Below are 17,524 nucleotides of genomic sequence, written 5' to 3'. Positions count from 1 at the left end.
CGGGCGGTGACGGTGCGCGGCGCCGCGCGGATCAGCCGATGATGAGGAAATCCGAGGCGGCGAGGGCCGTCTCCTTGGTGAGATGCGCGAACAGGATGGGTTTGTAGGTCGCCCCCGAACCGTCCCGGTCGAAGAAGAGATCGCCCGTCGCCGTGTCGTAGAGGATGCGGTCATCCGCATCCGAGGCTCGGGTGCCGATGGTGAAGGCGCCCTTGGCGAGCCGCCCGGTGGTGAGCCCGAGGAAGACGTCGTCGTCCAGCTTGACGGTGTCGTCGGCCCGCGAAAAGTCGGTGATCCGGTCGACGTTCTTCCGGGCATCGAGGGCGGTGGCGAACACGAAGACGTCGTCGCCCGCCCCGCCCTTCAGGCGATCCTTCCCGGCGCCACCGAACAGCGTGTCGTTGCCGTCGCCCCCGAACAGCGTGTCGTTTCCCGCCCCGCCGAGGAGTCGGTCCGCGCCCGCCCTCCCGTCGACCCTGTCGTTGCCGGCCAGCCCGTCGATTCGGTCGGCGAGGACGCTGCCCCGCAGGATGTCGGCCTTGCCCGTCGGCAGGATGTAGGCCGGGTCGCCGTCATGGGTGCCGACCAGTCGGTCGAGGCCGCGCGTCGGCGCGGCGAAGGGAATGAAGCCGTCGGCGAGGGCCAGGGCGTCGAACTCCGCCACGCGCTCGGCGCCGTTGACGTAATCGACGGAGAAGACCGGCTTTCCGTTGCCGAGGAAATCCTGCTTCAGGATCTCGATCGTCTCGGCATCGGGCCTGAGCGGATTGTTCTCGTCGCGGGCGCCGCGATAATAGAGGTCTTCCACCGCGATCCCGCCGATGACGTCGAGATAGGCTTCCCTGCGCGCGGTGTCGTTGCCGAGATCGTTGAGGATCCAGGCGCCGTTCTGCGGGATGACGAAGAAGTCGGGGTTGGTCTCGCGGGCATGTTCCGTGAGCGCGACGACGAAATCGACCATGCGCTGCGCCGCCTGCTTCACCGAGACGGGGTCGCCGGCCTGCCGGTCCTTGGCGGCGACTTCCGTGCCCCAGAAATAATAGCCGTCGACGATGTCGAGATAGGCGGCGTCGAAACCCGCCGCGACGATGGCGTCGACATCGCCCGTCCGCGCGTCGTTGAAGAGGATGTCCTGCCACTCCTTGTCCCAGAAGCGCACCTTGCGCGATTCCGGCCAGTCGGGATTGAGCGGCCCGAGCCAATCGGGCGCTTGCGCGTCGAGGTCGCCCTCCGCCAGTCCCGTCTCGGTCCAGCCGGGCTGCCAGTAATCGCGAAAGTCGGACGCCTCGCCGATGGAGATGTACGAGACGACCACGGAACGGCCGCCCATCCCGTCCTTCATGCGCGTGACGTCATCGGCCGAGAACCGGAGGGCGTTGGTGCCGTCGCGGGAGGAATCGATGACGAGGAGGTCATGGGTCGCCGAGGCGAGCAGATCCCGGTCGAGGGGCGCGCCATCGCGTCCTTGCAGTTCGTATCCCCAGGTCTCGACGGCGACGGTCCCGGTGGAGGTTCTGAAGGTGACCATGGGTCGATCGGTCCTCGCATTCGGCCGCGTCGCGGCGAGCGTCCCGCTGGGCGTGGCGGACGTTCGGCCTCTCTATGGGGTCGCAAGCCCTTAACGGAGACTTCGATCGGTCCGGCGTTTTCGATGCAAGCGATGCGTCCGATGTCGGCCGCCGGGCACGGGCCATGTTCCGCCACCACGGCAGCGTGATCGCTGCTATGCACCATGGATCGGAACGGCACGGCGCAAATCCGGTTTGACCCGCGTCGCCGATCCATCCCGGAGTATCCGTCCCATGAGCCGATCCGACGTCCCAGCGAGCGACGGCAAGCAGAAGCTCGCCAGTTCCGAGGTCGAGACCGCCCCGCCCTGCACCCTGGTGATCTTCGGGGCGGCCGGCGACCTGACGAAGCGCCTGCTGATGCCGGCCCTCTACAATCTCGCCGCCGGCGGGCTGCTCTCCGAGGGGCTGAAGATCGTTGGTATCGACCATAACGACCGGACGAGCGAGGGTTGGCGCGACGACCTCTCGCAGACGATGCAGTCCTTCACCCAGGACCGAACCTCCGAATTCCACCCGGATTCCATCGACCCCCATCACTGGGGCTTCATCCGTGAGCGCCTGACCTTCACGAAGGGGGATTTCGAGGCGGCGGAGACCTATCGGCGGCTCGCCCAGGACATCGGCGGCAACGCGATCTTCTACCTGGCCGTGTCCGCGCGCTTCTTTGGCCCGGTGGTGGACCATCTCGGTGCCGCGGGCCTGCTGAAGGAGGGGGAGGGCGCCTTCCGCCGCGTGGTGATCGAGAAGCCCTTCGGCACGGACCTCGCGTCGGCGCGCGCCCTCAACGCCCGCATCCTGAACCAGGCCGACGAGACTCAGGTGTTCCGCATCGATCACTTCCTCGGCAAGGAGACGGTGCAGAGCATCCTGGCGCTGCGCTTCGCCAATGCCATGCTGGAGCCGATATGGAACGCCCACCACATCGACCATGTGCAGATCACCGCCGCCGAGACCATCGGCGTCGAGCAGCGCGGCGGCTTCTACGAGCCGACCGGCGCGCTGCGCGACATGGTGCCGAACCACCTCTTCCAGCTTCTGTCCATGGTGGCGATGGAGCCGCCCGCCAGTTTCGATGCGGAGGAGATCCGCAACGAGAAGGCGCGAATCGAGGAAGCTGTGCGGCCGGTGACGCCGGATCAGGCGGTGCGCGGCCAGTACGCCTCCGGTGAGGAGCACGGTCATGCCGTGCGGGGCTACCGCGAGGAGGCCGATGTCTCAGCCGATTCCCGCACCGAGACCTACGCGGCCCTGAAGCTCTCCATCGATAACCCGCGCTGGTCCGGCGTGCCGTTCTACCTGCGTACGGGCAAGCGTCTGGCCGGGCGCCTCACCGAGATCGCCGTGCATTTCAAGCCGCCGAGTCATGGCCTGTTCGCCGGCACCGATCTCGCACCGAACATCATGCGCGTGCATATCGACCCGGACCAGGGCTTGAGCACCCAGTGGAACACCAAGCGGCCGGGGCCAGAGATGCGCCTCGGCGCGGTCACCTCCTCCGTGCGGTTCGGCGATTTCTTCACCGAGGCGCCGAGCGTCGGCTACGAGACCCTGATCTACGATTGCATGATCGGCGACCCGACCCTGTTCCAACGGGCCGACGCCATCGAGGCGGGCTGGGCCGCCGTCGACCCCCTCATCCAGGCCTGGGGCGACGCCCCGGTGGAGCTCTATGCGGCGGGCAGCAACGGACCGGCGGGGGCGGATGATTTGCTTGCCCGCGACGGGCGGGCTTGGCTGCCTCTCGCGGAGGGGATCGTGGATTCACCCATCCGCTAGACGGCTGTTCCCTTTATACAGGCGGCTTCGACATGAGGCGCAGCGGAACTCCCTCTCCTGGAAGGCAGGGTGATCGCATATGCCGATTTACTCGTCGAGAAATTGAAACGCAGCCCCCCGTCATCCCGGGGCCGCGCAGCGGAGCCCGGGATCCAGAAACACAGGCGGTGCAGGACTTTGCACCGTCGGCGGCTCTGGATTGCACGCCTCTGGCGCGGCCCTCCGGGTCCGGGCTCGCCTCTGGCGACCCGGAATGACGGCGTGGTACCATATGCGATGGCCCTGCCTTCCAGGAGAGGGGACTCGTGGTGCCCGCGACATGTATGAATATCGTAGCGCAGAGGGGTGAGACTCGCGCGTCAGGCCGGCTCGGCGTCGAGCCGCCGGGATCTGCGGATGGGCGCGAGCGTGCGCAGGGCATCGTGGTGGAGGAGGAGAACGCCGGTGGCGCCCGATAGCCTGCGCGCGGCGGGGGTGAAGCCGGCATTGGAGACGACGGCCGCCATATCCGCCTGCCAGTAGCGCGCCGCCGCCGAGGCCTCCTGCACCGCCGCGTTGCCCACGGGCTTGGTGTAGCGCTTGCACTGGAGGACGAGGCGGATGCCTGAGCGCTCGGCGACCACGTCCGCCCCCTGGTCGCCGCTGGCCTTCGTCGGGCGCGCCGACCATCCCGCCTCGCGCAGCGCCTCGGCGCAGAAACGCTCGTAGGCGATGCCGTCTTCCGGGGCCTCGTCCTCGTCCGGCAGAGCGACGGACAGGGCAACGTCGTCGATGATGTCGAGGACGATCGGCCAGCGGGTGTCGGCGAGGTCGGTGAAGCCCTTGGCATCGAGATGCGGCAGGATCGACCGCTCGGCGAAGTAATCCCGCTCGCGCAGCCAGCCATCGTCGATCCGGTTGCCGTAGGCGTCCTCGAAACATTCCTGGCGGCGGCGGAGGGCGAGGGTCTCGGCATGGGCGCGCGCGAGCCGGCGTACCGTCCGCCTGAAGCGCCGGGGCCTGTCGAGGCGATGCAGCAGGATCAGGCAGAGACAGAGGCCGGTCGCCGCCAGGGCGGGGAGTCCGAACCAGAAGGCAAGGCCCCCACCCAGGAGGGTGGTCCAGAACAGGCGCGCGACAAGGCTCGATCGACCGGACATGCGCACCCTTTCCCGCTGCCAACGCGCCCGCATCGGCCGCGCCTTCTTTCGCAGAATGCCGGGAGGGTCTTGCGACGGGCCTAACGCCGGCTCGTGCCAGAAAAACCGCCTGCTCCGATAGTGCCGTGCGGCGCGAGACGAAATCGGATGTCGTCAATCGACATCAGGCAAAAATGATTGGATTCATCCCCCTGGATTGGTTCGAATTCATTCACGTTGAAGCGTATTTGCAGAGGAAACGCACAAGGTGGATGATGTTGCCGTTAGAACTGGGGGATTATTTATTATTTTGCATGCAGATTGGCCCCAAAGAGTCTCGGGACAGGAAAGCGCAAGCGTTCCATTGGAGATATGCTCGGTCGCTCCGTGGTCGCGACCGATGACATCTGTGTCGTTTTCTTGTGGATGAGGATGCCATTGGGCCGTGTGCCGGCCCCGACAGCACCGAGCACATCCGTTTGGCGTCCCGAACGAGTAATCCGCTCACGGCGGCCCCATCGATGCGGCACACCTATCGTCCGCTCGTCAGAGAGCGGGGTACCACTCGCCTTCTCAAGCGAGAGAGCTTCTGATTCCGCGACGAAGCTCGATGAAGTGTTCGCACGCCCGAAACGGTAGAACAAAAACGCGTAGAACTGCATCCGACATGACCGAGTCAAATCGAATGCAGCTCTCCGTATTCGTCCTACCGTGCATGCTTTAGACGAGGCGATCTCCCGCGTCGTCTCATCCTGCTTCAGCTCTAGGCCTTCGTTGTGTCACGCTCTTTCTAGCCAAAGCGGCATCCGCTTCGGCGGAGAGGCTTTAGGAGGCCAGAGCCGCGCGGGGGCGACGGCCGCGCGGTGCGGGAGAGGTCGGGGCTTCGGCGGCGGGGGGCTTTACGCGGGTCTTCCGGCGCTGCTGGCCCAGACCCATGTTCTTCGCCAGTTCCGACCGTGCGGCTGCGTAGTTCGGGGCAACCATCGGATAGTCGCTCGGAAGGCTCCATTTCGCCCGATACTCGTCAGGCGTCATGGAATAGCGGGTCCGAAGGTGACGCTTCAGCGATTTGAACTTCTTGCCGTCTTCGAGGCAGATGACGAAGTCCGGCGTGATCGAACGCTTGATGGATACGGCCGGCGTCAGCGGCTCGAATTTCTCCGGCGAAGCGGCCGTCGTCAGGTTGCTCAAGGTCGCATGGATCGATGCGATCAGCGCTGCGATATCCGAAACAGGCACGGAATTGTTGCTTACGAATGCCGAGACGATGTCGGCGGTAAGCTCAATGTAATCCGTTACAACGTCGTTCTCGAGTTCCACGCTCACCCCCGGAAGTAAGACAGTTTTAGACCGGCCCAAGGCACCGATCGATGCGGGCGGAAGGGTCTTTTCATCAACATGAGTTGACTAGGCAGTTCGTAGGGCAGCCATTAACAAAGCGCAAGAGGCTACGGCAAGACCACGTCCTTAACGAAAACTGGAATGAAGCTTCAGGTCTGTTGGGGGAGCTTCAAGCACCGCAGAATTGGCTGATGTTACCGGGAAGGGGAGGATTTTTTGTATCCCCTCAGCTCTGAAAAAAATTGCAGGCGACCATGGAGGCGGCAATTTAATTGTTGAATTGGAACCTTGCTGCCCAGGTCTGAGCTATTTTAGGTCAGTTTCGCAACTTTGAATGTAGGCTTCCGAAATAAACTACACGCTTTGTAAGAATGTCTAAGCGTCCGTCGGGACGGCTGCCGGAACAGCCTCCCGTTGCGCAGGAGAAGAAAAGTTTTTCTGGGAATCTGCTGCCGAAAGACAGTTCAAGCCGTAGATGAGGGGCGATGCAGTCGGTTCTACGTAATCATCGCACCCCGTTCCGTCCGACAGAGTCGGATGTTCTCACGGCGCTACGTCCCGGCTTCGCGGCCCATAGCTTTCGAACCGCCTGACGGTTCGGGCGATCTCGGCATCCGACAGTATGATTGGTTTGCCCACCTGCAGCGCGGCTGCATATTGTCGGCATAGTGCTTCCATCTCTACCGCCAGCCACAATGCTTTCGTGAGGTTGCTGCCGATGGCGATCATGCCATGGTTGGCCAGCAGGCAACCAAGGCGATTGTCGAGGGCCGCGACGGCCGCGACAGAGAGCTCTTCCGTACCGTAGGGCGCGTAGGGTGCGCAGCGTATAGTCGGGCCGCCCGCCGCCGCGATCATGTAATGGACGGCGGGAATCTCTTGTCCGCAGATGGCAAAGGCGGTGCAATAGGTCGGATGGGCATGCACGACGGCGCCGATCTCGGGTCGCCGCTGCAGGATATCGCGATGAAAGCGCCATTCGGAAGAAGGGGCGAGGGCATGGTCATGACCGCCCGCCATGGTCATCCGCACGATGTCCTCCGGCCGCAGGTCGTCGGCCGGGATGCCGGAGGGCGTCATGAGAAAGCCGTCGCGATAGCGTACGGAGACGTTTCCGGCGGTGCCCTGGCTCAGTCCCAGTGAGATCAGGGACCGCATCGCCTCGACGATGGCGCAGGAAATCTCGTAAGCTTCTGGTTCTGACATGTGGTTCCCCGAGTCGCGAGAGACCCATGCCCTATACCGTGCCGGTCGGCGTGATGTCGCATTCCGCCGCGCCGGCCTGATCGAAGGTCACGCCAGTTCATGAGCACCTATCGCTTCGAGGCGTTGCTGGCGCCACGGGCGATCGCGGTCGTCGGCCTCGGCCGGGGCGCGCTCGGCCAAGCCGTGGTCGGCAATCTGGAGAAGGCCGGGTTCGCCGGCCCGGTTCATCTCGTCGGCGAAGCGGGCCTTCCCACCCTCGACGACCTGGATGACACGCCGGATCTCGTCGTGATCGTCGCGGAGGCCGCGTCGGTGGAAGGCTGGGTCGAGAAGGCGGGCCTGCGGGGTGTCGCCGTGGCCGCCATTCTCACGTCCGGCCTGTCGCAGGACCTCTGCGAGGCGGTGCGCAACCGTGCGAGGCAATGGGGCATGCGCCTCCTCGGCCCCAACAGCATGGGGCTGATCGTGCCGCGTGCCCAACTGGATGCCAGTCTGTTCGCGGCGGCGCCGAAAGCCGGCGATCTCGCCCTCATCTCGCAATCGGGCACGGTGGCCGCCGGCATCGTCGCTTGGGCGGCGCATCGCGATGTCGGGTTCTCGGCCGTCCTGTCCCTGGGCGCCGCCTGCGACATCGACATCGCCGATTGCCTCGACCATTTCGCCGCGGACATCCACACCCGCGCGATCCTGCTGTCGCTGAACGTGATTCCCAATGCGCGCAAGTTCATGTCGGCCGCCCGCGCGGCGGCGCGCGCCAAACCCGTCCTGGTGCTGCGCACGGGGCGCCACGAGGCGCCCCTGCGCCACACGGTGACCCATACCGGCGCCCTCGCCCGGCCGGATGCCGTCTACGAGGCGGCGTTCCGGCGGGCGGGGCTGCTCAGCGTCGACGGGCTCGACGCCATGTTCTCGGCGGTGGAGACGCTGGGCCGGCAGCGCCCCTTCCCCGGCCAGCGCCTCGCCATCCTGGGGAATGGCGAGGGCATCGGCGCGCTCGCCGCCGACAGGCTCGCGGACCGGGGCGGCACGCTGGCCGCGGCGGGGCTCGGCGGCAATCCCGCCGATCTCGGCGTCGAGGCGGATGCGCAGGCCTATGCCGACGCCCTTGGGCCCCTTCTCGCCGACCCGGCCAACGACGCCGTGCTGGCGATCCACGTGCCGACGGCCCGCTCCGACAGCGCCGGTGTCGCCTCGGCCATCGCCGACACGGTCAGTGCCGCCCGGCGCAAGGGCGGGCGGCGCAAGCCTGTCTTCGCTGTGACGGTGGGCGACGACGGGGAGGCCGGGGTCGTACTCGCCGCCGCCGGCATCCCGCGTTTCGCCACCGATGCCGATGCCGTGGAAGGCTTCATGCATCTGGTCCGCTACCGCGAGGCGCAGGACGACCTGATGCGCACGCCGGATTCCCTGCCGCGGGAATTCTCGCCCGATGTCGAGGCCGCCCGCGCCATCGTGGCGACGGCCCTGGAAGCGGGGGAGATCTGGCTCGATCCCCTCGCCGTGGCGGGCCTCCTGGCCGCCTACCGGATCGACAGCGTGCCGCTCACGCTCGCTCCCGATGTCGATGCCGCCGCGGCGGCTGCCTGGCCCATCATCGCCGAGGGCGGCGCGGTGGCGCTGAAAGTGGTCTCACCGGACATCGTCCACAAATCCGATGTCGGCGGGGTGCGCCTGGACCTCACCAGCGAGGCGGATGTGCGCACCGCCGCCGCCGACATCCTCACCCGGGCCCGGCGGCAGCGGCCGGATGCGCGGATCATGGGGTTCGCGGTCCAGCCCATGGTGCGCAAGGGTAAGCGCCGCGAGCTCATCGCCGGCCTCGCCGAGGATCCCGTCTTCGGCCCCGTCGTGGTGTTCGGGCGGGGCGGCGTCGCCGTGGAGGTCATCGACGACCGGGCGCTCAGTCTGCCTCCCCTCGATCTCCGGCTCGCCAGCGAACTCATCGACCGTACGCGGGTGGCGCGGCGGCTTGCCGCCTATCGCGACGTGCCGGCGGTGGACCGGAGGGCGCTCGGCCTCGTCCTGGTCAAGCTCGCCCAGCTCTCGGCCGACCTGCCGGAGGTGCGCGAGCTCGACATCAATCCCCTGCTCGCCGATGCCAACGGCGTGCTGGCCCTGGATGCCCGCGTGATGATCGGCCCCGCCCCGGAGCGGCGCGGCGGCACCCGGAACCCGCGCTTCGCCATCCGCCCCTATCCGGTGGAATGGGAGCGCAATCTCGTGTTGAAGGGCGAGCGGGTCACCGTGCGCCCGGTGCGGCCAGAAGATGAGGGGCTGTTCAAGAGCTTCTTCGAGCAGGTCAGCGCCGAAGACCTGCGCCTGCGCTTCTTCATGCCAGTGCGCGACTTCAACCATGCCTTCCTGGCCCGGCTGACACAGCTCGACTATGCCCGCGCCATCGCCTTCGTCGCCATCGACGCGGAGACCGCGTCGATGCTCGGCGCGGTCCGTCTCCATGCGGATGCGAACCATGAGAGCGGCGAGTACGCCATCCTGGTCCGCAGCGATCGCAAGGGCACCGGCCTCGGCTTCGCGCTGATGCAGTTGATGATCGACTGGGCGAGGGCGGAGGGTCTGAAGCGCATCGAGGGTACGGTCCTTCGGGAGAACCGCCCCATGCTGGCCGTATGCCGCAACCTCGGCTTCTCGGTCCATCCGGACAAGGATGACGGCACTGTGATGAAGGTGAGCCTAGCGCTCGATATGCCGTAGACAAAGACCAATCGAATCAGTCTTTGGCTTTATTGTTGTAGAACAGGATCCCGACGAAAATGACGCCTGCGCACCATTTGGTCAGATAAATTCCATCGAAGCTCGCGTGAGGATAATTCGGATAGAATCCCAGCCGGAACAGCTCAATCATGTGCGAGAGCGGATTCCATGAATAAACCGTTCGAAGAGGTTCAGGGGATAGATCAACGGTCCTGAACGCCCCACTGAACATCATGACTGGTCTGCTCAAGAATCCGTAAACTTGCGCCCATCCAGGGAAGTACGACTGGATGCTCGTATTGATGAGTGATATTCCTATAGAGAAACAAGCAATAGCAAAGAGGCTGATGAGGCACATATCAGGTAACACGGGCGCAGCCTCCCGGATTCCGTAGATATAAAGCGCAGAAAAAAAGATGATCATGAGAATTATATTTTGTATAATGCTAATTAAGAAGCGAGACAAAAGAAAATCAAATGGTTTAACCAAGTAATACTCTAATGCTCGCGACTTGAGGCCGCGAACACCGGTGGCACAACGCCGAAAGATATAGAATGGAAGTATGCCGGTTCCCATAAAGAGAAGAACTGACGGTCCGAAAGGCGGCTCCTTTCCAAAGAGAAAGATCTTCAATCCAGACATGGTCGCGATGACGATGATCGGTTCGATGAAGAGCAGGATGCCGATGGCTGGGTGGTAATTGCGGAAGCGGAGTCCGAAATCACGGACAATCAACGCGACCACGATCGTCAGCCATGGTCGTACTCTTGGCTTCGAAGAGGCGGTCGGAAGCGCGATCGAAGAATTTGCCATCGTTTTAGTCGAGGTCCAAGGATGCCAGATTAGGCGAGGGCCGGTCGTGAGACCGCCCCTCACGCGCCTCGTGCCAAGTGTTGCCTCGTGCCAGGTGTCGCCTCGTCATGAGCCAGAAATCTTGTCCGATGCCGAAGGTTGGATTCGCTCAGGCGCGACTGTTCAAGAGCGAGCGCACGCTGAGCAGGCCGATGAACCAGATCGATGCGAGCACGAAGCCTCCGAGCATCATCGACAGGAGGACGCGCGGGCCGCCTGCACTTTCGGGTAGTGCTGGGCGAACGTAAGGCGTGAGATAAAGATGCTGGGCCGCCGCGTTGGCCCGTGCACGGTCGAGGGATTGCAACGACGTGAGCAGGATCGCCTGCGCATATTGCCGATCCATATCGAGTGACTCGAACCGGGCGACGACGCCCGCCAGGACATTGCGGCCGGAGCGGCTGCCGGAGACTTCGCGCTCGACGGAGGCCAGCTGCTCGCGCGCCGCCTGGACGCGGGACTTGAGAGCCAGGACCGAGGGGGCCGTCTCGCTGAGATTCTGTCTGCGGATCGTGTCGTAATCCGCCTCGAGCTGTGACACCGATCCGCGCAGGGTGCCGATGAGCTGGGTGTTGCCCGAGACGACGCTGGGTATCGGATCGATCACACCCTCCTTCTCGCGGAACTCGGCCATGGCGGCACGGGCCTTGTCGAGGCTGGCCTTGGCACGGACGACCTCCTGCTCGGCGAACTTGACGGCATCTTCCTCGGCGCGCTTGGCGATCTTGTTGACGAGGGTCTCAGACAAGGTGACGAGCTGATTGGCGATGGTCAGGGCATCGTCGGGACGGAACGCCTTGATCTCGACGGAGGCGAGCCCGGTGAGCGGATCGTAATTCGCCCAGACCATCTTGTTCCAGTATCGCACCAAGTGCTCTGTCGACCGGCTTCTGTCGAACCGATTCGGCCAATCGATCTCGGGGCGGCTGTAGATCTCGCGGACATCGACGGTCTGTGACAGTTCGTCGACGACCTGACGGCTCTTGAGATAGTCGATCACGACGAAGTTCTGCGCGCTGCCGCCGCCGACTGCAGCGCCGTGACCTCCCATGGCGCTGGCGACTGCCGATGCAGTCGTACCCCCGCTCGCCCCTCCGCCGAGAGGGCCGGCCGAGGGGGTCACCTCGGTCACCGAAAACCGGAACTCGGCAAAGTATTGCGGCGTGGCGAGGAACAGGAAATACATTCCGAGCAGGCATAGGGGCAGGAGCACGACGATGCCGAAGCTGATCAGCATATAGCTCCAGTTGTGATCGGGCTGTGGCATGGGAACGAGGGAAAACGTCTCGTCATCCGCGCCCTCGAGCGCCAGTTCCCGCCGCGCTTCGTCGTCCCGCTGGGGGAGCATCTCGCGGTCGTCGTTCACCGCCAGTTCGTTGGCCCGGGCCCGCTCCTCCTTGGCCAGCGCGTCTCTAGTCTCGATCGCGGTCACGTTCGCGGTCGGCAAGCGCGTGATGTTGTTGGGCGCTGAGCTCATGCGTCGCGGGGCCTGTCACCAAAATTCGTCGTCCCTGACAGTAGGTCATTTCCCGGCCCTTTTATGGCGGCGCAGCAGGGATGTGGCCCGTGTTGCTTTCAAGTCGCCGGACGAGAGCTTGCAAGTGATCGCCGGGAAAGGCAGGTATTTCCAGCAGTATTCTGCTGGATAGAGCGGCTCCGGCGCATGTCCTGAGCACGTCTCCCATCGCGCCGCGCCATTTTCCGGTGGGGCGCCGTCACGCCTTCGTGATGAGGTCCGGGCGCCCCGCGGCCAGCGGTGACGTCAGATCAGGACATGCGCATCCGAAGGGCGAAGCGCAACGAACGACGACCCGCTTCGGTCTACGGGTAGCCGTAACGCGCCTTGGCGGCGGCAAGCAGTCCGATGGCCTCACGGTCCCGCCCGGCATTGCAGGCCTCGGAAGCGCGCGCGAGGTCGGCCGAGAAGCGCGCGCCCACCGGCGGGTTGAGGTTGCCGGTCGCGACATCGCTGTCGACCACGGCCTGGGTGCGGGCGATGCTGGGACCGCAGCCCGAGCCCGTCGGCGAGGGGGCCAGGGCGGGGGCGGTAGCGACCGTGGCGGCAATGGGCGCCACCGCCGCTTTGGGGGAAGGACCGGATGCACTGCAGGCGCCGAGCGCAGCGGCAAGGCAGGTGACCAGCGTCAGGCCGGCGCGTCGTGGTAGCACCAGGTTCTCGGTCACGGAGCTATTCCTTCACGTTCCGGCGCGACGGGCCGGCGCAGCGTGGCCGCTGCGCCGGAATCTCGCTCTTCGGGCAAGTTCTTGCCCTCACGCAACCCGCTGGTCAATCGCCGGGCCTGGGCTCCGGCGACGATCCCATGTCGTCATATTCCAATCTTGTGTCGGCGGGTCATTTTGCCTTCTCGGCGATCGCCGCGAGACCGGATTCGTAGATTCCCGTGATGGCATCGGCCGCGACCGTATCCGGGACGCCCTTCGCCTTGAAGGTTCCCGTCCACGTCACCGTCGAGCCGGACCCTTTCGGGCTCACCGCGAGGGTGGAGGAGTAATCGGAGACCGGCAGCGGGCTCTCGACGATGGCGTAGGTGTAGCGCATCGCCGTGTCGTCGCGTGCCGTCTGCGATTCGACGATGGCGCCGCCACCCTTGAGGCTGAGGGTGCGCAGCATCGTGCTTCCCTTGGAGGAGGGCTCGCATTTGGCGATGGCCGGGTGCCAGGTGCCGATGCCGCAGAAATCGCCGATCGTCGACCAGACCTTGGCCGGCGGAGCCGCGATGTCGATGGTCTTGGTGAGGTCGATGGCGAAGCCCGGAGCGGTGCCGGCGATGAGGACCAGACCCGGCAGAGCGAGGCGACGCATGAAGGTGCGCGACATGAGAGAGGGGTTTCCTTCCGGTTGATTTATAAGCGCGGATGGGTCCGCGCCTTGCCACCGTGCAAAGAGCAGCGAGCGGATAGGGGTAAGGCTGGTCGCGAACCGGGCCGGGGCAATGGCTCCGAGTCAAGCCCACGAAGATTTGACACCGGTCGGGGCGGTCGCAGTGCGATCCTTGTCAACGGAAGCGCCGGGGGTTACGTAACCGCCTGACCGCGTGCTTCGCGCGCCTGTCACGCCATTCGGGAGAGACGAGCCTTGGCCACCGCCGGCTCCACGCAGGACATCGCCGACGCTGCCTTCACGGCCGCGCGCGGTTCTGCGCGCCCTGGTGCTCTTTCCACCGGCCTTCTCCTCCTTATCCGCCCCTGAGGGCCGGCCGGGCGCCTGCGCCTGGGCACTCAGGGGATCGTTTCGCGGCCGTGACTCCGAAAAGTCCGGTCGAGCCGATCGATGGGTTTAAAAGGCGCCGCGTCCCGAAGCGACCGCGCCTCCGACAGGACGACACGCCATGACCGACATCATCGCCCCAACCGCGGCCTCTCCGAAGGACAGGGTCCTCATCTTCGACACCACCCTGCGCGACGGCGAGCAATGCCCCGGCGCCACCATGACCCTGGACGAGAAGCTCGCCGTCGCCGAACTCCTCGACGCAATGGGGGTCGACATCATCGAGGCGGGCTTCCCCATCGCTTCGATCGGCGATTTCGAGGCCGTCTCCGAGATCGCCCGTCGCGCGAAGCGCGCCACCATCGCCGGCCTCGCCCGCGCCATTCCCGCCGATATCGCGCGGGCCGGCGAAGCCGTCCGCCTCGCCCGGCGCGGCCGCATCCATACCTTCGTCTCGACCTCGCCGATCCACCTCGCCCACCAGATGCGCAAATCCCAGGACGAGGTGATCGAGATCATCCTCAAGACCGTGGCGCAGGCCCGCGACCTCGTCGAGGACGTGGAATGGTCGGCCATGGACGCGACGCGTACGCCGATCGACTACCTGTGCCGCTGCGTCGAGGCGGCGATCCGCTCGGGCGCGACCACGATCAACCTGCCCGACACCGTGGGCTACGCGACGCCGGACGAGTACCGCAGCATGTTCCGCCAGGTGCGCGAGCGGGTGCCGAATGCCGACAAGGCGATCTTCTCGGTCCATTGCCACGACGATCTCGGTCTGGCCATCGCCAATTCGCTGGCCGGTGTCGAGGGCGGCGCCCGGCAGGTGGAGTGCACGGTGAACGGGATCGGCGAGCGCGCGGGCAACGCCGCGCTCGAGGAGATCGTCATGGCGATCCGCACCCGTGGCGACGTGATGCCCTACGAGACCGGCATCGAGACCACGATGCTCACCCGCGCCTCAAAGCTCGTCTCCCACGCGACGAACTTCCCCGTGCAGTACAACAAGGCCATCGTCGGCCGGAACGCCTTCGCGCATGAAAGCGGCATCCACCAGGATGGCATGCTCAAGCATACCGAGACCTACGAGATCATGACCCCGGCCTCCGTCGGTGTCGCCAAGACGTCGCTGGTGATGGGCAAGCATTCGGGCCGCGCGGCCTTCCGCTCGAAGCTGGAGGAGCTCGGCCTGCATCTCGCCGACAATCAGCTGCAGGACGTGTTCGACCGGTTCAAGGCGCTCGCCGACCGCAAGAAGCACGTCTACGACGAGGATATCGAGGCCCTGGTCGATCAGAACCTCGCCACGGCCCATGACCGCATCCGCCTCGTCTCGCTCTCGGTCATCGCGGGGACGCGAGGCCCCCAGCGCGCGACGATGAAGCTCGCCATCGACGACCGCATCGTCACCGAGGAGGCCGACGGCAATGGCCCTGTGGACGCGGTGTTCAACGCGATCCAGGCCCTGGTCCCGCATGAGGCGCAGCTCGAACTCTACAAGGTCGACGCCGTGACCGAGGGCACCGACGCCCAGGCCGAGGTCTCCGTCCGCCTCAAGGCCGGCGACCGCAGCGTGACGGCGCGGGGCGCCGATCCCGATACGCTCGTGGCTTCGGCCCGCGCCTATCTCTCGGCCTTGAACAAGCTCTCGGCGACGGCGGTCCGCCTCCACGCCCAGCACGCCGCATCGGTTTAGCCGGGAAAATGAAGCCCCGGGGGTGGACACCCTCCGGGGCCTTTGCTATCAGCCCCCTCGTCGCAGCGGGTTTTGGTGGCCGCCGCGATTGCCGAAAGGCAATGGGTGCATAGCTCAGTTGGTAGAGCAGCTGACTCTTAATCAGCGGGTCCAAGGTTCGAACCCTTGTGCACCCACCAATTATTTCAATGACGTAGCTGCTGATTGCTGGCTTCCTGAAAAGCCCTGGCGACCACGTAGCTACCGGTTCGTTGCAGCGCCCCTCCTTATGTTTCGAAGCTTGTGTTGAGCGAACGGAAACGCGTGAGCGCGGTGAGTTCGTACCACCCTACAATTTTTCGAGTCGGGTCGATCCAAGCTGAGTCGGATGGGTTTGAATGGCAGGTCGCTGCCTGAAGCATGCGGCGCCGTCGGATCCGTATGGCTACTTTCTTCACCTCAGACACCCATTTCGGGGATGCTCACATCCTGCGTCAGCGTGGAGGGGCGTTCGGATCACTCGATGATCACGATGCGGCTCTGATCGAGGGTTGGAACAACGTTGTCGGCACGGACGACGACGTTTGGCATCTCGGCGATTTCGCAGCCGGAGCGAGCCGGGGGCGCTGCGCGGAGATCTTCGAGGGCCTGAGAGGCCGAAAGCGACTGATCCGCGGCAATCACGACACCAATCGGGTTCTTGAATTGCCGTGGGTGAAACCGCCGCAGGAAACTGCGCGGATCACTGTAAGCGATGCCGATGGCACGGAATGGCGGCTGTTTCTCGCACATTACGCGCATCGCGCCTGGCCCGGCCTGTGGCGCGGGACGCGGCACCTGTATGGCCACACACATGGTTCACTGCCCGACACCCGCTTCTCATGCGATGTCGGCGTCGATGCATGGGGCTACCGACCCGTCGGTGTCGGCGAACTCATAACCCGCCAGAACCAGGCTCACGCTGTCCCGGAAGAACTTCAACGGCAGAATGAGACTCGGACCATATGATCAGCCCCGACGCTGACGTCTCGGCGCGAAAAATCCACCTGTGTCTCCGCACGGAGGCACCGCGTTTGCGGATGTGCCAGCCGTCGGGGGTCAGGCCGTCGGCGTAAGGTCGTCGGTCGACCAAGTCTCACGAACGCCGCCGACATCGACCTCGTAGGCTTCGCCGAGGTTCCAGACGCCAACGATGGCTCCGACCCGACCGTCAGGCAGTCGGACGAGGTCGAGCTTTATTGAATGGGGAAAGGGTCATGGCACGGCTCCTCTCTCCATCAAACGGCGCGCAGGCGTATTTGATCCGGACCAAGCTCCACGACAGCGGCGGAACGGCACTCGCCTGCCCCGCCGATACCATGACGGCAAGCGTGAGTGATTTCGCCCCAACCCGTTTCGGCCAATCGGGATCGGGACCTTCAACCTCTTTCAGCGTGGCGTTCATCGATGGCGACCTCGTCGTACATCCACGACCGACCGGTGCCCCTTCGTAAGCAAGCATTAACGCTGAGCGGGCATCCTCTCTTACTCAATCGATCAGCAGTTCGGACCATTGGGGTCCGCCCAGTTGAGATGGGAGTCAAACGGCCATGCCTCGCATGCTCGAACTGCTACGCTGGAAACTCCAGCTGCTCTTTGCTTGGACGCCGACACGGACTGTCGCGCTCAATCTGATCCTGGGAGTTTACGCTCTGGCAGGATGGGGTGCATTCGCGAACAAAGCTTCGCTCAACCGCGATCTGACGAATCAGGTCAGCCTCTTGCAGACAGAGCGAAACGGGTTGGTCGACCGGCAAAAAGAGCTGGAGCAGGCAAACGGCGAACTCTTGCGTGAGTGGCAAGGTAAGCTCGCCTCTGCTCGAGAGGAACTCAGCCAAGCTGTGTCGGCTCGCGACGCAGCCAAAGGCCAGCTTGCCAGCTCTCAGCGCGCAGCTGCCGCTTCCAGGAAGCGCGTCGAGCAGGCTCGGGATCGGGTATCGGAGACAGGCAGCATCAAACCGGCGGAGCCGTCGAAGAAGGCTGCGGTCAAGCCGTAGGATCGCC

Annotated in this window: 14 protein-coding genes and 1 tRNA gene; 6 read left to right on the top strand and 9 right to left on the bottom strand. The window is 64.9% G+C overall.

All coding sequences use genetic code 11. The features are described 5' to 3' along the window. Positions 1–31: 31 nt before the first annotated feature. Entirely contained in the window at positions 32–1,528 is a 1,497-nt protein-coding gene (locus AC0IXR_RS15595) for an endo alpha-1,4 polygalactosaminidase (protein WP_471761391.1), read from the bottom strand. Positions 1,529–1,802: 274 nt separating this feature from the next. On the opposite strand from AC0IXR_RS15595, the gene zwf reads away from it, so the two are divergent. Then, complete coding sequence (gene zwf, locus AC0IXR_RS15590) at positions 1,803–3,347, top strand: glucose-6-phosphate dehydrogenase (RefSeq protein WP_471761390.1); 1,545 nt, start codon at positions 1,803–1,805, stop codon at positions 3,345–3,347. Positions 3,348–3,706: 359 nt separating this feature from the next. On the opposite strand, the gene AC0IXR_RS15585 is transcribed toward zwf, so the two are convergent. The 3 genes from AC0IXR_RS15585 to AC0IXR_RS15575 all read right to left on the bottom strand — a co-directional run bounded on the left by AC0IXR_RS15585 (position 3,707) and on the right by AC0IXR_RS15575 (position 7,012). Further along, positions 3,707–4,486: a restriction endonuclease gene (locus AC0IXR_RS15585; protein WP_056422591.1), complete on the bottom strand. Its 780-nt coding sequence runs from the start codon at positions 4,484–4,486 to the stop codon at positions 3,707–3,709. Between the two features lie 804 nt (positions 4,487–5,290). Beyond that, positions 5,291–5,785 (bottom strand): Ros/MucR family transcriptional regulator, encoded by a 495-nt coding sequence (locus AC0IXR_RS15580; RefSeq protein ID WP_311276499.1) that lies wholly within the window; start codon positions 5,783–5,785, stop codon positions 5,291–5,293. 564 nt (positions 5,786–6,349) lie between these two features. Then, positions 6,350–7,012 (bottom strand): class II aldolase/adducin family protein, encoded by a 663-nt coding sequence (locus AC0IXR_RS15575; protein WP_471761389.1) that lies wholly within the window; start codon positions 7,010–7,012, stop codon positions 6,350–6,352. A 99-nt stretch (positions 7,013–7,111) separates the two neighbouring features. Between AC0IXR_RS15575 and AC0IXR_RS15570 the strand changes: the two genes are divergently transcribed. After that, the gene (locus AC0IXR_RS15570) at positions 7,112–9,724 is read left to right on the top strand and encodes a bifunctional acetate--CoA ligase family protein/GNAT family N-acetyltransferase (protein ID WP_471761388.1); all 2,613 of its coding nucleotides are present in this window, start codon (positions 7,112–7,114) and stop codon (positions 9,722–9,724) included. Between the two features lie 16 nt (positions 9,725–9,740). Here the strand turns inward: AC0IXR_RS15570 and AC0IXR_RS15565 are convergent, their stop codons facing one another. The 4 genes from AC0IXR_RS15565 to AC0IXR_RS15550 form a co-directional block, all read right to left on the bottom strand. Continuing rightward, positions 9,741–10,538: an ABC transporter permease gene (locus tag AC0IXR_RS15565; RefSeq protein WP_311276496.1), complete on the bottom strand. Its 798-nt coding sequence runs from the start codon at positions 10,536–10,538 to the stop codon at positions 9,741–9,743. 148 nt (positions 10,539–10,686) lie between these two features. Further along, the gene (locus tag AC0IXR_RS15560; RefSeq protein WP_056422576.1) at positions 10,687–12,054 is read right to left on the bottom strand and encodes a KpsE/RkpR family capsule polysaccharide export protein; all 1,368 of its coding nucleotides are present in this window, start codon (positions 12,052–12,054) and stop codon (positions 10,687–10,689) included. A 344-nt stretch (positions 12,055–12,398) separates the two neighbouring features. After that, a complete protein-coding gene (locus tag AC0IXR_RS15555) occupies positions 12,399–12,761 on the bottom strand; it encodes a hypothetical protein (RefSeq protein ID WP_311276495.1) in 363 nt (120 codons plus the stop codon). 169 nt (positions 12,762–12,930) lie between these two features. Next, positions 12,931–13,416, bottom strand: coding sequence for an SRPBCC family protein (locus AC0IXR_RS15550; RefSeq protein ID WP_471761387.1), 486 nt, complete (start codon positions 13,414–13,416; stop codon positions 12,931–12,933). Positions 13,417–13,927: 511 nt separating this feature from the next. Here AC0IXR_RS15550 and AC0IXR_RS15545 point away from each other — a divergent pair. The 3 genes from AC0IXR_RS15545 (at position 13,928) to AC0IXR_RS15535 (ending at position 16,489) form a co-directional block, all read left to right on the top strand. Further along, positions 13,928–15,502 carry a 2-isopropylmalate synthase gene (locus tag AC0IXR_RS15545; protein WP_461221913.1) on the top strand — a complete coding sequence of 525 codons (1,575 nt, stop codon included), beginning with the start codon at positions 13,928–13,930 and terminating at the stop codon, positions 15,500–15,502. A 103-nt stretch (positions 15,503–15,605) separates the two neighbouring features. Then, a tRNA-Lys gene (locus tag AC0IXR_RS15540) sits at positions 15,606–15,681 on the top strand. Between the two features lie 241 nt (positions 15,682–15,922). Next, positions 15,923–16,489, top strand: a complete 567-nt coding sequence (locus AC0IXR_RS15535) for a metallophosphoesterase (protein WP_471761385.1) — start codon at positions 15,923–15,925, stop codon at positions 16,487–16,489. Positions 16,490–16,691: 202 nt separating this feature from the next. Here the strand turns inward: AC0IXR_RS15535 and AC0IXR_RS15530 are convergent, their stop codons facing one another. Beyond that, a complete protein-coding gene (locus AC0IXR_RS15530; protein WP_471761384.1) occupies positions 16,692–16,925 on the bottom strand; it encodes a hypothetical protein in 234 nt (77 codons plus the stop codon). Positions 16,926–17,070: 145 nt separating this feature from the next. Between AC0IXR_RS15530 and AC0IXR_RS15525 the strand changes: the two genes are divergently transcribed. Further along, positions 17,071–17,517, top strand: coding sequence for a hypothetical protein (locus tag AC0IXR_RS15525; RefSeq protein WP_471761383.1), 447 nt, complete (start codon positions 17,071–17,073; stop codon positions 17,515–17,517). Positions 17,518–17,524 lie beyond the last annotated feature (7 nt).

It is taken from the genome of Methylobacterium sp. AC832, assembly GCF_979256025.1.
Note: the sequence above shows the minus strand (reverse complement) of the source record. Positions and strands in the feature narration are given on the sequence as shown.

Excerpts from the sequence above, each read along its gene's own strand:
- AC0IXR_RS15595 (WP_471761391.1), bottom strand. The coding sequence starts at position 1,528 with ATGGTCACCTTCAGAACCTCCACCGGGACCGTCGCCGTCGAGACCTGG.
- zwf (WP_471761390.1), top strand. The coding sequence starts at position 1,803 with ATGAGCCGATCCGACGTCCCAGCGAGCGACGGCAAGCAGAAGCTCGCC.
- AC0IXR_RS15585 (WP_056422591.1), bottom strand. The coding sequence starts at position 4,486 with ATGTCCGGTCGATCGAGCCTTGTCGCGCGCCTGTTCTGGACCACCCTC.
- AC0IXR_RS15575 (WP_471761389.1), bottom strand. The coding sequence starts at position 7,012 with ATGTCAGAACCAGAAGCTTACGAGATTTCCTGCGCCATCGTCGAGGCG.
- AC0IXR_RS15570 (WP_471761388.1), top strand. The coding sequence starts at position 7,112 with ATGAGCACCTATCGCTTCGAGGCGTTGCTGGCGCCACGGGCGATCGCG.
- AC0IXR_RS15565 (WP_311276496.1), bottom strand. The coding sequence starts at position 10,538 with ATGGCAAATTCTTCGATCGCGCTTCCGACCGCCTCTTCGAAGCCAAGA.
- AC0IXR_RS15560 (WP_056422576.1), bottom strand. The coding sequence starts at position 12,054 with ATGAGCTCAGCGCCCAACAACATCACGCGCTTGCCGACCGCGAACGTG.
- AC0IXR_RS15550 (WP_471761387.1), bottom strand. The coding sequence starts at position 13,416 with ATGTCGCGCACCTTCATGCGTCGCCTCGCTCTGCCGGGTCTGGTCCTC.
- AC0IXR_RS15545 (WP_461221913.1), top strand. The coding sequence starts at position 13,928 with ATGACCGACATCATCGCCCCAACCGCGGCCTCTCCGAAGGACAGGGTC.
- AC0IXR_RS15535 (WP_471761385.1), top strand. The coding sequence starts at position 15,923 with ATGGCTACTTTCTTCACCTCAGACACCCATTTCGGGGATGCTCACATC.
- AC0IXR_RS15530 (WP_471761384.1), bottom strand. The coding sequence starts at position 16,925 with ATGAACGCCACGCTGAAAGAGGTTGAAGGTCCCGATCCCGATTGGCCG.
- AC0IXR_RS15525 (WP_471761383.1), top strand. The coding sequence starts at position 17,071 with ATGCCTCGCATGCTCGAACTGCTACGCTGGAAACTCCAGCTGCTCTTT.